The 15,466-nt window shown below is 69.2% G+C and carries 13 protein-coding genes; all 13 read right to left on the bottom strand.

The window, feature by feature from the left end; all coding sequences use genetic code 11:
* Position 1: 1 nt before the first annotated feature.
* The 13 genes from ACZ5IK_RS03950 to ACZ5IK_RS03890 all read right to left on the bottom strand — a co-directional run bounded on the left by ACZ5IK_RS03950 (position 2) and on the right by ACZ5IK_RS03890 (position 15,466).
* Complete coding sequence (locus tag ACZ5IK_RS03950; RefSeq protein ID WP_465486441.1) at positions 2–1,264, bottom strand: sulfite oxidase; 1,263 nt, start codon at positions 1,262–1,264, stop codon at positions 2–4.
* 68 nt (positions 1,265–1,332) lie between these two features.
* Entirely contained in the window at positions 1,333–2,091 is a 759-nt protein-coding gene (locus tag ACZ5IK_RS03945) for a 4'-phosphopantetheinyl transferase family protein (protein ID WP_465486440.1), read from the bottom strand.
* The gene (locus tag ACZ5IK_RS03940) at positions 2,088–2,360 is read right to left on the bottom strand and encodes an acyl carrier protein (RefSeq protein WP_199192894.1); all 273 of its coding nucleotides are present in this window, start codon (positions 2,358–2,360) and stop codon (positions 2,088–2,090) included. The genes ACZ5IK_RS03945 and ACZ5IK_RS03940 overlap by 4 nt, the downstream gene beginning before the upstream one ends.
* Positions 2,357–3,256 (bottom strand): 3-hydroxyacyl-CoA dehydrogenase family protein, encoded by a 900-nt coding sequence (locus tag ACZ5IK_RS03935; RefSeq protein ID WP_465486439.1) that lies wholly within the window; start codon positions 3,254–3,256, stop codon positions 2,357–2,359. The genes ACZ5IK_RS03940 and ACZ5IK_RS03935 overlap by 4 nt, the downstream gene beginning before the upstream one ends.
* Positions 3,253–4,470 (bottom strand): class-II aminoacyl-tRNA synthetase family protein, encoded by a 1,218-nt coding sequence (locus ACZ5IK_RS03930; RefSeq protein ID WP_465486438.1) that lies wholly within the window; start codon positions 4,468–4,470, stop codon positions 3,253–3,255. The genes ACZ5IK_RS03935 and ACZ5IK_RS03930 overlap by 4 nt, the downstream gene beginning before the upstream one ends.
* Positions 4,471–4,479: 9 nt before the next feature.
* Positions 4,480–5,637 (bottom strand): acyl-CoA dehydrogenase family protein, encoded by a 1,158-nt coding sequence (locus ACZ5IK_RS03925; RefSeq protein WP_465486437.1) that lies wholly within the window; start codon positions 5,635–5,637, stop codon positions 4,480–4,482.
* A 78-nt stretch (positions 5,638–5,715) separates the two neighbouring features.
* Positions 5,716–6,570 (bottom strand): O-methyltransferase, encoded by an 855-nt coding sequence (locus ACZ5IK_RS03920; RefSeq protein ID WP_465486436.1) that lies wholly within the window; start codon positions 6,568–6,570, stop codon positions 5,716–5,718.
* Positions 6,567–7,133, bottom strand: a complete 567-nt coding sequence (locus ACZ5IK_RS03915; RefSeq protein WP_465486435.1) for a flavin reductase family protein — start codon at positions 7,131–7,133, stop codon at positions 6,567–6,569. The genes ACZ5IK_RS03920 and ACZ5IK_RS03915 overlap by 4 nt, the downstream gene beginning before the upstream one ends.
* Positions 7,130–8,191 carry a MupA/Atu3671 family FMN-dependent luciferase-like monooxygenase gene (locus ACZ5IK_RS03910; protein WP_465486434.1) on the bottom strand — a complete coding sequence of 354 codons (1,062 nt, stop codon included), beginning with the start codon at positions 8,189–8,191 and terminating at the stop codon, positions 7,130–7,132. Before ACZ5IK_RS03910 ends, ACZ5IK_RS03915 begins: the two co-directional genes overlap by 4 nt.
* A gap of 1 nt (position 8,192) precedes the next feature.
* Positions 8,193–9,434, bottom strand: a complete 1,242-nt coding sequence (locus ACZ5IK_RS03905) for an MFS transporter (RefSeq protein WP_101610568.1) — start codon at positions 9,432–9,434, stop codon at positions 8,193–8,195.
* A 43-nt stretch (positions 9,435–9,477) separates the two neighbouring features.
* A complete protein-coding gene (locus ACZ5IK_RS03900; protein WP_465486433.1) occupies positions 9,478–11,046 on the bottom strand; it encodes an amino acid adenylation domain-containing protein in 1,569 nt (522 codons plus the stop codon).
* Positions 11,034–12,017, bottom strand: coding sequence for a 3-oxoacyl-[acyl-carrier-protein] synthase III C-terminal domain-containing protein (locus tag ACZ5IK_RS03895; RefSeq protein WP_465486432.1), 984 nt, complete (start codon positions 12,015–12,017; stop codon positions 11,034–11,036). Before ACZ5IK_RS03895 ends, ACZ5IK_RS03900 begins: the two co-directional genes overlap by 13 nt.
* The gene (locus tag ACZ5IK_RS03890; RefSeq protein ID WP_465486431.1) at positions 12,014–15,466 is read right to left on the bottom strand and encodes a thioester reductase domain-containing protein; all 3,453 of its coding nucleotides are present in this window, start codon (positions 15,464–15,466) and stop codon (positions 12,014–12,016) included. Before ACZ5IK_RS03890 ends, ACZ5IK_RS03895 begins: the two co-directional genes overlap by 4 nt.

Here is a 15,466-nt window from a genome sequence, read left to right as displayed (position 1 = left end):
CTCACACCACCCGGACCGGATGGCGGACGACGGCGTCGAACAGGTAGCCCTGGGTGTTGTGCGGGGTGACGTCCGGCTGGGCGGCGCCGGTGATGTCCGTGGCCCGCGCCCGCAGGGTGTGCGTGCCGGAAGTCTTGGGGCGCCACGGGATCTCCCAGCGTTGCCAGCCGCGGTCCGCCGAGGTGCCCACGAACTTCGCCTGCCGCCAGCCGGTGCCGGCGTCGACTTCGACGCGCCGGATCCGGCCGTTGCCCGACCACGACCGGCCGCGCAGCACATGCCTGCCGTCCGCCGCGAATTCGGCGTTCCACGGCAGTTCGAACGCGCTCTTGACGACCTGCCGGGTCACCACCGTGCCCTCCGCCGGATAGCCCGGCCCGAGCAGCCGGTAGTACTGGGTGTTCCAAGGCGACACCAGTGGCGTTTCCGAGACTTCGACGCGCCCCAGCCATTTGATCGACGAAATGCCCACCCAGGACGGCACGACGAGCCGCACCGGGTGGCCGTGGTCCGGCGGGAGCGGCTGCCCGTTCATCTCGTAGGCCAGCAAGACGTCCTGCAACGCTTTCGCGATCGGCAAGGGACGCCGGACCTTCCCCAGGTTGACTCCGCCCGTCACGTAGTCGGCGTCCAGTCCTTCCGGGAGGACGTCCACCGCGTGCCGCGTCAGTCCCGCCTTGGCCAGCACGGTGGAAAGCCGGACGCCGCGCCAGCGCGCGACCCCGATCGCGCCGAGCTTCCACGCCGTGCCGGACACCGCCTGCCCTTGCTGGCTGCTGAAGAAGCTCCGGCCGTTGCCCGCGCATTCGATGGCGGAGGTGATCGTCTCCGAAGGCAACCGGAGCAGGTCTCGGTAGGTGAACTCGACGGGCCTGTCCGCCGTCGGCGCACCGCGCAGTCCCGTTCCGAACAGCTTCAGGCGCCAGTCACCGACGTCGATCGACGGGGTGGCGGTGTGGTTCCGCACGAAGAACCGGTCGATCGGCGTCAGGTAACCCTGACCGCTCAGAGCCTCCCAGCGCGTTTCCGCGTTGGTGCCGTAGACCTCGAAGAACTCCGGTGGCAACGGTTTCACGATCGGCGAGGCGGCCGACGCCATCCCCACCGGCAGCGTCCCGAACGCCGTCAGCGCGAGGGTGCCACCAGCCGCCAGGCGAAGCAGCCCGCGCCGGGACATCCCGTCACCTCGCGCTTGCCCGGCACGCCACTGCGCGAGCCGTGTGCGGTCGTAGGTGGCTTCGTCGGTCAGGCCGGTTCCGGTCATGCGGGTCATTGTCGGCAGCGACCGTCCGTGCGGACCAGCACGTCCACAGAGCGGAACCGGTTGCGCCTTCACGTCAAGAGCGTGCTCCCGTCCAGTTCGCGAACCTCGAGGAGCCGGGGCCCGAGCACCGCGACGGACGCGACATACCCGTGGCACGCCGTGAGATCTCTGATCGTGACCAGGTCGGCCAGATCGTCCCGGCCCTCCGCCGCCACCAGCCTCACCCTTTCTCCCGGCGGGGAAAGGGTGAGACCGGCCAACGGCATCCGCAAGCCGTCACCCGTCGCTTTGACGATGGCTTCCTTCCTGGTCCAGGACGTGTAGAAAGCCGCGAACTCGTCGACGCCGGGGGTGGCGGGCCGGGCCGATTCGGCGGGGGACAGCAGGTACGCGGCCATCCCCCGGACGTCGGCGTCGGCGCGGACCTCTTCGACGTCGACGCCGACGGCACCGGCACGCGACACCGCGACCGCGATCCGCCTGCCCGAATGCGACACCGAGACCTCGATGTCCCCGTCGAGGACGACAGGCTTGCCGTGCGGGAGGGCGCAGTCCGGACAGGACCGGGTGATCCGGACCCGCTCCGGCGCCACGCCGGTGTAGCCGCCCGCCGTCAGGCGAAGCAGCGCGCAGCCCACGGTGAACCGGTCCCGGTCCGCCTGTCCCGCGATCCCGGCACGGCGCGCCCGTTCGACCGGGTCCAGCAGTGCCAGGTGCCGATCGGACGCCTGCGCGGTACTCGCCCACCACACGTGGCAGGTCCCCGGTGGCAGCGCGCCGGGCAGGGGCGCCGCCACCGGGGAGACGGCCGAGGACGTCGTGGTCACGACGCCGTGGCGCCTTCCTTCTCGGCGACGGCGCCGAGCCTGGACTCGACGAACTTGGCCACGTGGTTGACCGTCCGGAAGTTGGCGATGTCGAGGTCGGCGGGGACCACGGCGACGCCGAACGTCCGCTCGACCCACATCACCAGCTGGACGGCGAACATCGAGCTGACACTGCTGGTGGCGAAGATGTCGTGATCGTCGGTGAGTTCGGTGTCACGGACGTTCTGCGCGATGAAAGCGCGGATGATCGAAATACGGTCCTCAGTCATTCGGCACCTGCCATCGTCCCGGCGTTGACCGGCTCGTAGGGGAAGAAACCATGGCCGCTCTTGCGGCCAAGCCGGCCTGCCGCGACCAGTTTGCGGAGCAGTGGGGCCGGCCGGAATTTGGGATCGTTGAAATTGTCGAGCAGCACTTCGAGGGAATAGAGAACGGTGTCCAGCCCGATGAGGTCCGCGGTCTCCAGCGGTCCCATCTGGTGCCCGAGGCACTGCCGGAAAAGCCGGTCGATGTCGCCTGCCGAGGCGATGTTGTCCTGGAGCAGGAGAATCGCCTCGTTGACCGAAAGCATCGCGACCCGGTTGGTCACGAAACCCGAGGAGTCCTCGACCACGACGCAGTCCTTGCCGATGCGGCGGAAGACCTCGCGGGTGAGTTCGATGGTCTCGGGCGAGGTGTGGAAACCGCGGATCACCTCGACCAGCGGCTTGAGCGGTACCGGGTTCATCAGATGGGTTCCGACGACCCTGTCCGGGCGTTCGGTCACCGAGGCCATCTTGGTGATGGGGATGGCCGAGGTGTTCACCCCGAAAACACACCGCGGCGAGCAGATCCGGTCGATCTCGCGGTATAGGCCCTGCTTCACCTCCCAGTTCTCGGTGACGTTCTCCACCACGAAATCGACGTCGGCGAGTTCGTCCGCCTCGGTGGTGAAAGTGATACGCGAGAGCACGTCCGCGGGCGTGCTTGCCGCGAGCGCGCGGTTGAGCATCCCGTAAAGCCTGGCGTTGTTGGCGATCTCGTCGCGTGCGCGGTCGAGGGCCGCACGGGAGGTGTCCACCAGCACCACGGGCAATCCGCCCGCGGCGAACGCGTGCGCGCCGCCGATGCCCATCGTGCCGGCGCCGAGTACGCCGACGCGCCTGACTGCAGTGGTGTCCGTCATCGATCTCCCCTGGTCGCTCGAAGAAGCCGCTCGGCCCGCTCCCGTAGCGGTTCCGGCCAGCCGGCCATGTCCCATCCGTACTGACACAGCACCGCGTAGGTCAGGCGCTCCAGCCCGAAGCCGACGCAGGCCGAATAGACCACCTCGTCGTCCGGGCCCTTGATGCCGAAGGCTTCTCCGAAATGTTGTTCATGAAGGTTGAACGAGCCGACCGCGATGCTCTCCCCCTGCGGGCCGACATCCAGGTGCAGCTCGTGCTTGAGTTCGAGCAGCCGTTGCGACGACGCTCGCGCCGCTCCTTCGACACTGGCGAAGAACGGGTCGTTGGCGACCTCGCACCGCCCGGCGAGCCCGAGTTCGGCGACCAGTTCGATCGCCCGGTCCCGGAACCGGTCCCTGGCGCTCCGGACGAACTCGGCCGAGCCGAGGAAGACCGTTTCCCTGATGGTGAAGTCCGCCAGCCGTTCCAGCGTCCGGTGGTATCGGGCCTCGTGCCGGAACGATCCGCCTTTCGCCGTCACCACCATGTTCGCCTTGTCCAATGTGGACCCGGAGAACTGGTCGAAGGTGTGGTAGCACATCGTCGGCGGCAGGCACCGGTCCACCGGACCGCATTTCCCGAGGATGTGTTCACCGATCTGGGCGCGCTCGGTGACTTCCTTCGCGAAGGCGCGATAGGTGTCGACGTCGCCGTCCAGCCGGGCGGCGAACATCATGTGCTGCGGGAACGACGACAGGTAGCCACTGCGATGCAGCGCGGTGACCGGCAGCAGCGTGGGATACCGGTACTCGCGTGCGTCGAACTCGTCGTCGATGATGCGGCGCAGCAATCCGTCCAGCGTGTTCAGCGCGGTGATCGCCGGTTCGCCGAGCGCCACCTGACCCGGGCCGATCTCGTGCACCACGCCATCGGCCAGCATTCCCTCGAAGACGTCGGACAGCGGCACCCGGGTGGAGTCGGATCGCCACACCACCTTCGGCGGCGTCGGCAGCTGGGTCCGCACGTCGTTCTCGACGACGAACTCCAGCTTCCTGGAGAGCTCGGCGGCATCCGCGGGCTCGTCGGTCGTCACCACCACGGCGACCACCTCGTCGCCGGAGAAGACCAGCTGGAAGTCGACGATGTCCTCCGACACGAAATAGACGCGGCGGCGCAACTCGTCGAGATGAGCGTCGATCAGCGGTTTTTCCAGATCGAGCCGATAGTCGTGCATTCGTCCTCCTCAGACCGACGTGGGAACACCGAGCAGGCCGGCGATGATGGACCGTTGGATCTCCGAGGTACCGCCGTAGATCGTGCCCGCCAGCACATCCCGCAGTTCCCGTTCGATGCCCAGTTCTTCGGTGTAGCCACGGGCACCGTGGATCTGCATCGCGTCCAGCGCGCTGACGCTCAGGCTTTCGCTGACGTACAACTTCAACATCGACGCCTCGTGCAGGGCGAGCCTGCCGCGCGAGCGCAGCCAGCCGACCTTGTAGAGCAACAGGCGCGCCAGCTCCAGCCGGACCCGCATGTCGGCGATCTTGTGCGAAACCGCCTGGAAAGCGCCGATCGCCCGGCCGAACTGCTGGCGGGTGCTCGCGTATTCGACACAGCGGTCGAGCAGCCGCGCCAGCACACCGACCCCGCTGGCGAACATGAACCCGCGTTCCCACTCCATGGTGGAGGTGAACAGCTGATATCCGGCACCTTCGGCGCCGAGCCGCTGATCCTCGCGGAGCGCGCAGCCGTCGAAGACGATCTCGCCCATCGGCGTGCCCCGCAACCCGGCCTTGGGGATCAATTCCGTGGAGAGACCGGGAGTGTCCCGCTCCACCACGAAGGCCGAGATCGACCGTTGCGGTGCTTCCGTTTCACTCGTCCTGGCGAACACGATGAACAGATCGGCGCGCGGACCGTTGCTGATGAACTTCTTGGTGCCGGTCAGGACATAGCCGTCCCCGGTCCGGACGGCCTTGGTGGTCAGGGAAAGCATGTCCGACCCGGTCTCCGGTTCGGACAGCGCGTGCGCCCCGACCATCGAGCCGTCGCACAGCGGCGGCAGCCACCGCCGCCGCTGCTCTTCCGTCCCGTGATCGGCGATGTAGACCGCGCACGCGAACACGTGGTTGTTGATCGCGAACACCAGGCCGTTGTCGGCACATCCGTAGCCGAGACCTTCGTAGGCCATGATCGCGGTGAGCGGATCGTAGCCGGAACCGCCGTACTCGCTCGCGATCGGCCACCCGAGCACGCCGAAGTCCGCGCACAGCTTCCAGCCGTCCTCGTCGAACGTGCCTTCCCGGTCGTGTTCCGCCGCCCGTGTACCGATCGTGGTCTTGGCGAACCGGATCACCCGGTCACGAAGTTCTTGTTGTTCCGCGGTAGGCGCGAAGTCCATTCCGTTCCCCTCCCCAGTGAATACCGGCCGTCCCCTGTCGGTACAAGCTTCCTCCCAGGTGAATCCCTTGCGTGGTCATCATTTCGCCAGCGGGGCCTTGTCCTGCCCGGCCTGTGCCGCGTGCTCGATCGCGCTCGACCGCAGTTCGTCGCTGAAATCGACGACCTGGGTGCCCGCCCGCGCGTATCGCCGCTTCACCGCGCCGCCGGTGCGACGGAGCACGGTCAGGCTGTTCTGCGCGAGTTTGTGCGGTTCGAGCAGGTTCACGATCTCCATCTCGCCGGGCCGCGACCGCTGGATTCCCGCCAGATAACGGAGAATCGCGTCCCCCTCGGGGTAGGTCATCAGGTAGTGCAGGATCACCAAGCCGCCGTCCGGGTTGATCAGCTCCCAGAAGTTGTCCACGAAGTACAGGCACTCCCACGCGTCGACCCACGCCAGGTCGATCGGCGTCAGCTCCGCGGGCAGGAGGTCCGCGCACTCGCGCAGGTCGGCGTTCACGACCGTCACCCGGTCTTCGAGGTCCAGTTCCCGCAGCACCGTCCGCACCCTGCCCGCGGACGATTCCTCGATGGACAGATCGTCCACCGCGACGAGGGTGGGCCGATACGGCTCTAGGTAGTAGTCGGGGCGCGCCAGCGGAGGCTCCTCGTTGAGCCAGGTTTCGTCCAGCTCGGCTTCTCCGTCGAGGTACGGCCGGGACTTCACCCCCAGCGCCTCCGACTCGGCGCGCACCAGCTCCTCGACTTCGGCGAGCGCGCCGGCCAGGAACGGCGTGGTGTAGCCCATTCCCACTTCGAGGACCCGGCGCGGACGGACCAGGTGGACGAGCGATTTCAGCAGCGGCCCGACGGATTCCGTGCCCATTCCTGGCACCCGCAGCCGCTCGACCGCGGCGCGGAACTCCGCACTGTCGGTCCTTTGTGGACTCATCGCTGTTTCCCTTTCGGACTCGGTCGGCCGGGTTCGGTGAACTCGCTGTGCAGGAACAGCAACGGAGGGCGTCCGGTCAGCACGTCGAACGCGCGTACCGCGCCGATCAGGACGGCGTGGTCGCCGACGGGATGGATCCGGTCCAGCACGCAGTCGAAGTAGCCGACCCCTTCGGGCAGGATCGGGCAGCCTGTGTACGGCGCGGCTCGCCATGGTATGTCCACAAAGGAGCGCGCACCGGACGGGCGTTTCGGGTCGGCGAAGGCACGGGCGACGCTCTCTTGGCCGGCACTGAGCATGGTCACCGCGAACACCGCCGAGGAGCTGATGTGCCGGTACGTCCGCGAATCGTGGTTCACCGACACCAGGATCATCAAGGGGTCGACCGAAACCGAGGTGAAGGCGTTCACGGTCATCCCGTGCGGCTGCCCGTCCACGACGGTGCTCAGGACCGTGACCCCGGTCGGGAACCGGCTCGCCGTGCGGCGGAACCGTTCCCCGGTCCGGTCCAGCCCGGATGCGGGCGGGGCCGCCTCCCGCGTGCCGCCGTCGCGAGGGTTCACGAGCCGGAGGGCGCGGTCGACAGCTCCCGCACCTGGTTGAGGTGTTCGAAACCGGCCAGCACGGTCTCGGCGGGTACCCCGAAGTCGATCAGGCAGGCGACCTCGTCGACCCCGGCGTCACGGAATCGCTCCACCATCTTCTGCGCTTTGCCGACCGTGCCGAGGAGCGCGCCGTCGTCGTAGTACCGGTCGAACGAGCGCCCCACCAGGAAGTCCACGTCCTCCTTGTGCAGCTTGGCCGGATCGAGCTTGCGCGCGCCGTTGAGCTGGGAACCCAGCAGCAGGCCGAGCGAGCTGCGCAGGTAGTCGTGCAGCGGCTCGCGGACCTGTTCGCGCACTTCGTCCTCGTCGTCGCCGAGGCAGGTGTGCACCATCAGCGCGACCCGCCCCGGCCAGCCGTCGGCGTCTTCGCGTTCGGCGACCGCGCGGCGGTATTCGGCGATCTTCTCGGCGAGCTCGTCGAGGTCCTGACCCAGCAGGTGGGTGAGCAGGCCCGCACCGGCCCGCCCGGCGGCGCGGAAGGTCTCGGCGTTGCCCGCGCTGGTGACCCAGACCGGCAGCTCCGGCTGGACCGGCGGCGGGAAGACCCGCACCTGCTGCTCGGTGCCGACACCGTCGACGACGGACATGGTCTCGCCACGCCACAGCCTGCGCACCTGGTCCACGTATTCCACCAGGATCTGCTTGCGGTCCCGATAGTTCTCCGGGCGCAGCGCGAAATCCACGGCGTGCCAACCGGACGCGAAGGAGAGGCCGACACGTCCTCCGGAGAGGTTGTCCACCACCGACCACTCTTCGGCGATCCGGATCGGATGGTGCAGCGGCGCGACCACGCTGCCGGCGCGGATCTGCACCCGCTCGGTGATCGCGGCCACCGCCGCGCCGGTCACCGACGGGTTGGGGTAGAGACCGCCGAAGGAATGGAAGTGCCGCTCCGGCGTCCACACGGCGGTGAAGCCGTTGGCGTCCGCGAACCGTGCCCCGTCCAGCAGAAGCTGATAGCGGTTGCGGTCACGTTCGTTGCTGTCGTTGGCGAAGTAGAACAGGCTGAAGTCCATGTCACGCCCCTGTCACGGATTCGGTCGCGGATGCGGACGGCTGTCGAGTGCGCAGGGCCCATCTGGTCGCCGACGGCGCGGCCACGCCCGCGGCGATCATCGCCACCCCGAAGATCAGCCAGCCGAGCTGGCCGACGCCGACGATCAACCCGGTCACCAGCACCGGGGTGACCATCGTGCCGAACTGCGTCGACATGCCGAAGAACCCTTGGTACTGGCCCTGTGCGTGTTCGGGCGCGAGGCCGAAGGACAGCGACCACGAACCCGCGCTCCACAGCATCTCGCCGAAGACGTGCGCCAGTGCGCCGGCGACGAGGATGAGCACCGCCAGCCACGTCGGCTGCCCGGCCGCGAGCGCGAACAGCGCGCAGCAGGCCGCCAGCAGGAAACCGGACCGGCGCAGGGCTTTCGCCCCGCCGGGGGGCAGGTCGCTCCCCTTGCTGGTCCGCACCTGGAGAAGCACGACGGTGACCGTGTTGAGCAACAGCAGCGCGGAGTACAGCCAGGCCGGCGCCTTCGTCTGCTGGATGATCCACAGCGGCAGCGCGACGGTGAGGATGACCGTGTTCATGGTGAGCACGGCGTTGAGCAAGGAAATCGTCGCGTACGGCTTGTCGCGCAGCACGACGAGCCGCGCGCCCTCGGACTGCGCGGGTACCGGGGGCACGGTCGGCAGCCTGAAGTACGCCAGACCCGCCGAGATGACCAGCAGACCGCCGCCGATCAACACCGAGATGTAGGCCGTGCGGGTGTCGAAGTGCAGTCCGATGCCGCCCGCCACCGCGCCGAGGGAGACCCCGAGATTGCTGATGGAACGCAGATAGGACCAGGCTCGCACCCGTTCCTCCGGTCGCGTGATCCCGGCGATGAGCGCGCCGCGCGCCGCGTCCGTCGCGGATTCCGCGATCAGCACCAGACTGGTCGCCACCAGAAGGGTGACGAACCCGCCGACGAAGGCGTAGCAGCACATCAGCGCGCCTTGCAGGCACATGAACACGATCGTGGTGTTGCGCGGACCGAGGAGGTCGGCCGCCTGCCCGGCGGGCACGCTCGCCGCCATCCCGAGGATCCCGCCGATCGTGAGCGCGAGCCCCACCTCACCGGCCGGGATCCCCGCCGTGCGGGTGAAGAACAGGATGCTCACCGCCATGAACACGCCGTTGCCCACGGTCTTCGCCAGGTTGCTCAGGCACAGCACGCGGACCGGCCCCGGCGGGGGGATCAGTTCTCGGAGGTAGGACATCAGCGAGCGATTCCTTTCTCTGCGCGGTTTCGGATGTCCATCGCTACGCCTTGACCGGACGGCGGGCGGGCAGCAGGTCTCGCAGCCCGTTCCGGTCGATCTTGCCGTTGGCGTTGAGGGGCAAGGAATCGAACTGTTCGAAGCGCCGCGGAACCATGTGGATGGGCACCTGGTCGCACAGCCAGTGCAGGAAACGCAGGGGTGCCTGCGGCTCGCCCGTGTAGCAGCCGACGAGTTCGGTTTCGTCCCCGTTCTTGATCGCGAGCACGACCGCGTCCCGGATTTCGGGGTGCCGCCGCATGGCCGCCTCGATCTCGCCGAGTTCGATCCGGTAGCCGCGGACCTTGACCTGGTTGTCCAACCGTCCTAAATGGACCAGGTTGCCGGACTCCCACCGCACCCTGTCCCCCGTGCGGTAGTAGTGCGCCTCGGTCAGCGGCCCCTTCCCGTCGTACACCGTCGTTCCGGCGTCGTCGTGGGTGAGGAACCGGCCGACGTCGTCCCGCGGGTCCAGGTAGCCGTCGAAACGCTGGGAGCCGCGGACGCAGAGTTCGCCCTCCTCCGCGGGAAGTCCGGCCTCGTCCAGGATCACGTGGTCGAGGAAGTCGTAGACCGGACCGATCGGCACCGTGTCGTTCGTGGTGACGGGCCAGTGCTCCGGCTCGTCCGGCAACCGGAATTCGGTGCAGGCGACGGTCAGCTCGGTCGGGCCGTAGACGTTTTCCAGTACCGCGTCCGGCGCGACGGCCCGCCACTCCCGCGCCTGCCTTCCCGTGAGCTGTTCGCCGATGAACAGGCTGTAGCGCAGCTCGCTCACCCGTCCCGTCGGCAGGTTGCCGAGGTCCGCGCTGACCGAAACCACCGAGGGCACCGAGAACCAGTGCGTGATCCGGCGCTCCGCCAGATAGTCCACCGGGGTCAGCAGTTCGGTGCGCCGCGGGACGACCAGGGTCGCGCCGCCGCCCCAGGTGACGAAGAGATCGAACACCGACGGATCGAAGGTCAGATCGAAGGCGTGCGACATCCGGCAGCCGGGCTTCACCTGGTAGCGCTCGATGTTGTGCGCCAGGTAGGGCGACAGATTGCGGTGCCGGATCGGCACGCCTTTGGGGCGGCCGGTGGAGCCCGACGTGAACAGGACGTACGCGACGTCGTCACCGGTCGTCTCGCGCGGCCGTGCTTCGCCGGTGGGGCTGGCCGCGAGCACGTCTTCGTCGGTGGGCGCGAGCACGGTGGCGGCGAGGTCGTCGCCGAGCTGCGCGGAGCCCGCTTCGTCGGCCAGCACCAGATCCACGTTCGCCAGCTCGCAGACCGTGCGGTTGCGGGCCGCCGGATACTCCGGATTGAGCGGGGTGAGGACAGAGCCGAGGTACAGACCGGCGAGATATCCGGCGTACGCGACCACGCTGCGGGAAGCGAGCAGCGCGATTCGCTCCGGCGCGCGGCCGTGCTCGGCGACGATCCGGCCGGCGAGCGCCAGCGCGCATTCGTGGAGGCGCGCGTAGGTCAGGCCGACCTCCCGCACCTCGACCGCGGTCTCGTCCGGCCACCTGGCCGCCGACGCGGCGAACCAGTCGTACAGCGTTTCCGGTGTGCCGTTCAGACTTCCCACAACGTCACCGCCCAGGCCGCCACCGGGCTGTTGTTCAGCACCAGCACGAGATCGCCCTCGGACAGCTCGCCGGTGGCGAGGAGCCGGTCGAGGTTGAGCACGACGTCCATCGCGCCGAGGTGCCCGTACTCGGTCAGCTGCGCCAGGCACACGTCGTGGATCGGCAGTTCGAGCAGCGACGTGTAGAAGCCGAACGCGCTCGCCGCGACGTTCTGCATCAGGGTGGTGGCGACGGCGTCCTTGCCGACTCCTGCTTCGGCGAGGACACGGTCGACGAGGCGGCTGAGCCGGAATTGGCTGTGCGTCGCGAGTTCGAAGCTGTACCTGGACGGGTCCAGGCACTCCTCGCGCCACTCGTACCAGGGCGTCTGCTTGTAGTCCACGCGGAACAGGTCGTTGAAGGAACCGTCGGTCTCCTGCCGGTGCCCGCGCAGCACCGGACGGCCGCCCCGGACCATCGTCATCGCGTACGCGCCGTCGCCGACCACGGTGACGGGGAACCGGATCCGGTCCGCCCCGGTCGGACGGCTGGTGTGCGTGATCATCACGCTCTCGCGGCCGGGATCGGCCACCAGCAGGTCACGCGCCAGCGCCCAGGCGGCGCTGGACCCGGTGCAGCCCAGCCCGTCCACGCTGAAGGCGAACGCCGAGTCCATCTTGTTCTCCGCCTGCACGCGGCACACGTCCGAGCCGAGCAGCACGTCCGGCGACCGCGGGCCGACCATCAGCAGGATGTCGGGGTCGACCGGATGCTCGGCCAGCAGTTCCCGGCAGGCCTGCGCGGCGAGGGCCGCCTGCGCGGTCTCGGTGAACACCCCGACGGTCCGCACGCCGCATTTCTCGACGAATTGGAGCTCTTCGTGGCCGAGCTGGGCGAATTCCGGCAGGTCCGTGACCGCCACCCGGTCTTCGGGCAGCAGGCAGTGCATCGCGCCGATACCGATCGCGCCGGAGCCGTCTTCCCTGGTCATGAGCGCGTTCCCCTTGTCCTCACGAGATTCGCCACCAGTTCGCCCGCCGCCGCCTTGCTCTCGGCCAGGTACTCCAGCCCGCCGCGCAGCAGCTCTCCGGTCGGTTCGGAACTCAGTCCGGAGCGGCTCAGCCAGTCCTGCCAGCCCTTGGCTTCCATGTCGTCCTCGCCGAGGTTCTCCTCGCCTTCGAGTTCGTAGAGGGTCATGTTCGACAGCACCTCGTCACCCGTCGCCAGTGCCGTTTCGGCCACCCGCCGCTTCCATTCCTCCGGCTCGACGGCCTCGGTCGGCAGGCCCGCTTCGGCCAGCAGCTCGAACATCTGCCGAGGGTTGATCAATTTCTCGTGCACCAGGTGATACGCGCGGCCGACCGAACCCGGGACGAACGAGAGTTCCGCGATGGCCTTGGCCACCACGTCGACGGGCGCCACCGGCCAGGCACGCTCGTCGAGCGGATGCGCCCCCACCGCGAGACCGCTGGCCAGCAGATGCCAGACCAGGTCCTTTTCGTTGCAGGCCCCCGTCGTCCGGGAGGAGACGATGACGCCCGGCCGGAACACCCGGACCCGCATGCCGTCGCGCTCGGCCCGTTCCAGCAGCCGTTCGCCGACCCATTTGCTGACGCCGTACCCGCCCTGCTCGGGATCCAGCGGTTGTTCCCTGGTCTCCAGGATCTTCCCGCCGGTACCCATCGCGATCCCGGTCGCCGCGACGGTGGAGACGAAGGAGAAGTCCCGGATTCCGTTGCCCCGCATCCACGACAGCAGGTCGACCATCGGCAGCAGGTTGCTCTCGCGCAGGACCCGGTACGGCTCGGTGAAGACCACCCGGGCCGCGCAGTGCAGCACCCGGCCCACCCGCGTGGCGAGCTCGCCGTCCCGGTACTCGCGGCAGACCCTGGCGATGTCGTGCAGGTCGCCGGGCACCACGTGCACGCGGTCCGAGTCCGTTTCGGGCAGCCCCAGCGCTTTCGCCGCGTTGCTCAGCCGCTCCCGGCCCTCGGCCTCGTCGGCGGCCCGCACCAGGCAGTAGATCCTGCCCTCGGTCGAGGCCAGCAACTCGTGCAGCAGGAACGCGCCGAGGAAGCCGGTCGCGCCGGTCAGCAGCACATCGGTACCCGGCGCTTCCGTTTCCGCCACATCGGCCAACGGCAGTCGCAGGTCGGCGTCCGTCAGGTCGCCGTCTCCGTCCGCGACCTGGTAGACGGCTTCGTTGCCTTCGGCGCCGAGTTTGCCCCGGACGATCTGGGCGACCCTGCGCACCGTGGTCCGGCTGCCGCCCGAGCGGTGCACGTTGATGAGGACCTGGTGGCGCTGCTGGACCTTCAGGGCCATCTGCACGTACAGCAGGGAAGTCCCGCCGAGCAGGCCGAATTCGTCGTCCACACCGATCGAGGAGACGCCGAACAGATCGCGCCACAGATCGAGCAGCTCCGCCTCGATCGATCCGGGCTCCTCCGGGTTCACCGCGCTCACGGTGTCCACAGTGGACTCGGCGGGCCGGGACCAGCTCGAAGGCGCGGCGATCGGCGGCATCCTGTCGAGCGCCCAATACCGGCGCCGGGAGAACGGATACGTCGGCAGCGCGACCCGGCGGCCGCGACCACCGGAGGCCGCCTCCCAAGTCACGTCGACGCCGTGCTGCCAGGCCGCCGTGAGCGCCTCCTCGACCCGGTCCGCGAGCACACCCGGATCGGTGTCCGGTTCGAGCGCCAGGACGTGGCGGGCCGGTCCCGCTTCGCCGGTGCCGACGAGCAGCACGAACTCGTCCGCCGACGGTCGTGCGGGCTCCTCCCGCAGCACCACGGGCTTGCCGGGCAGCGCGGCGAGCAACGCGCGCGGCACGTCCAGTCCTTCCGGCGCGACGACGATCGCGCGCCGAGCGGAGGTGGTGCGCACCGTGCGGGCGGCGGGCGGACGGGGCAGGCGCAGCACCGACGCGAGTTCGCCGGGGGCGGCGGTCACCACCCGGCGCTCGGTGAAAGACCGCCGTCCGACCCTCAGTGTGTGCGCCACGTCCGCGACGGCGGGCCCGCTGGTGTCCAGCTCGTCGGCGAGCCGCACGGACAGCGCGTCCAGTTCGGCGCGACTGCGCCCGGACAGCACCAGCCGGACGACCTCGGTCTCCGGTGCCGGGGGCCGCACGGGCGCGGGCGGCGGGGCGAGCACCGCGACGGCGTTCGTGCCGCCGACGCCCATCGAGTTGACCAGCACGTGCCGGTCCCGGTCGAGGTTCGAACTCGCGCTCGTCGGCACGAAGAACGGGCTTTCGGCGAGGATGCCGGGATCCCGCGGCCGGTCGAACATCGGCTGCGGCGGCAGGTTCCCGGTGCGCACGATGTGCACCGCCTTCAGGAAACCGGCGATACCGGCGGTGGCACCGGTGTGCCCGATGTTCGCCTTCACCGAGCCGAGCCCGCAGAATCCGCTGTCGGAGGTGGTGGCCCGCAGGCCGTCGGTGAGCCCCAGCAGTTCGATGTGATCGCCGAGGGCGGTGCCCGACCCGTGCGCCTCGACGTACCGCAGCAGCCGTGCCGGGACGTCGGCCACCCGCAGCGCGGCCGCGACCACGTCGGCGACCCCGGACGGCGTCGGCGCGGTGAAGCCCGGCCGGTTCGAGCCCTCGTTCCCGATGGCGCTGCCGCGAACCACCGCCAGGATGGGATCGCCGTCGGCGAGGGCGTCGGAAAGCCTGCGCAGCGCGACCACGCCGATCCCCGAGCTGAACGCGGTTCCGGTCGACGTGGCGTCGAAGGAACGGCAGTAGCCGTCCTCGGACGTCAGGCCGCCCGGCTGGTACCGGTACCCGGTGACCGGCTCGGCGATCGTCGTACCGCCGGCCAGCGCGATGTCGCATTCGCCGGAGAGCAGGCTCAGGGTCGCGTAGTGCACCGCGTACAGCGAGGACGAACAAGCCGTCTGCACGCCGACGGTCGGCCCGCGCAAGCCCAGCTTGTAGCCGATCCTCGACGTCATCAGGTCCCCGAGGCCGCCCAGTGTCAGCCCGAGGTCGTCGAACGCCTCGATCAGCCCGGACTCCATGGTCTTCGCCGCGAGCAACGCGGCCGAGTACCGGCTCGGCGCGCCTCCCGCGAAGATGCCGGTCACCGGCCCGTCCGCACGCGGCGGATGTCCCGCGGACTCCAGCGCCTCCCAGCAGCTTTCCAGGAGCAGCCGGTGCTGCGGGTCGATCGTCTCGGCCTCGGTGGGCGACACCCCGAAGAACTCGGCGGCGAAGTCTTCCGCTCCCGGCAGGGTCGCGGCCACCCGGACGAAGTCAGGCGCCTTCAGGTCCGCATCGGACACACCGGACGCCCGGAGCCGGTCTTCGTCCTGTTCCCGCATGGAAACCACACCGGCGTCGAGATTCCGCCAGAAGCGTTCCGGGGTCCAGGCGTCGGGGAAACGGCAACCGGCGCCCACGACCGCGATATCGGTCTCGTTCGTCAT

Source organism: Amycolatopsis sp. NPDC031561, from assembly GCF_055580625.1.
The sequence above is the reverse complement of the archived record's forward strand: the minus strand, read 5'-3'. Positions and strand labels throughout refer to the sequence as shown.